This window comes from Paenibacillus ottowii, from assembly GCF_050516475.1.
In the GTDB taxonomy this organism is placed as follows: Bacteria; Bacillota; Bacilli; order Paenibacillales; family Paenibacillaceae; genus Paenibacillus; species Paenibacillus ottowii.
The window spans coordinates 1725901-1726996 of record NZ_CP191577.1 but is presented as its reverse complement, the minus strand read 5'-3'; the positions used below and the strand labels follow the sequence as shown (position 1 = coordinate 1726996).

The 1096-nt window shown below is 27.7% G+C and carries 1 protein-coding gene; it reads left to right on the top strand.

Going from position 1 to position 1096, the window contains the following annotated elements; all coding sequences use genetic code 11:
• Positions 1-35: 35 nt before the first annotated feature.
• Positions 36-1096: UvrD-helicase domain-containing protein (locus tag ACQQ6X_RS08150; RefSeq protein ID WP_430493560.1), on the top strand; the 1061-nt coding region annotated here is incomplete at its 3' end.

Below are 1096 nucleotides of genomic sequence, written 5' to 3'. Positions count from 1 at the left end.
TAATAAAATAAGGTATTTGATTGATGCCATAAAACATGTCACTGGAGATGCTTATGATATTTAGTGAACAGGATATCAAGATTATTGAAGCTGTCACTCTGGATGGTAAATGTTTTAATGACAATCAAAAGGAATTTATAAACTTATTTGAAACTAAATATATTATTGCTGGTCCAGGTGTTGGTAAAACAACATGCTTATCAGCCAAAATAGTTTTAATGTTAATGAAAATGGCCAGTGAAAATTCGAGAGATGCAATATGCATTATTACACATACTAATGTTGCTGTTGATGAAATTAATCGAATCTTAAATAGAATGGGTATATCAAAAATCAAACATCCTCATTTTGTTGGGACTATTCATCAGTTCTTTAATACTTATTTAGCTTTACCTTATATCAAAAAAAAATTGAATCAAGATACTAACCCTCAAAGTATTGATATTATAAAAAAAATATTTATGAATAAAGGGAATGTATTACAGTTTATAGGCGATCCTAATCAGACTTTGGATTTTGATGGGGAGAAGCCTGAGGTTGATCCTGGTATTACTTTTGAACTCAAAGTGTGTAATAGGTTTGGAGCAAATATTGCTAGGCATCTTCCAATAATAATTAATGGAGTTAATATTCAATCTTTAAACGAAATTGTATCATTTGATCCCTTAATGATTATTTACAAAGAGAATAAAGAACTTATTCCTTTTTATAAAGAAATACTCATGGAATGCAACTACAATAAAGATTTTGCAAAAAGTAAGCGAAAAGATAGTATTTTATCAATAAGGAAAGATACAATACAGCAGTTCGAGTTTGGCAGAAATACTCAAAATATCACAGGATATATCCCGAAAAGTACCGAGGCTTATACGCAGCACTTGCTAAAATTAATTAACGAACTCATTTATAAAAAAATATCAAGTTTAAAATCGATAGATTTTGACCTTAAAAATTGGATAAAAGAGCATCCAAATCAAATGGATATAAAGAAAACACCTATAAGCGATATAAAATTGAAAAAATTAAATGTATCTACTTTAAGAAATATAATTAATTTGATTTTAAATGAACAAATTTCAAATTCAATAAATAGTAC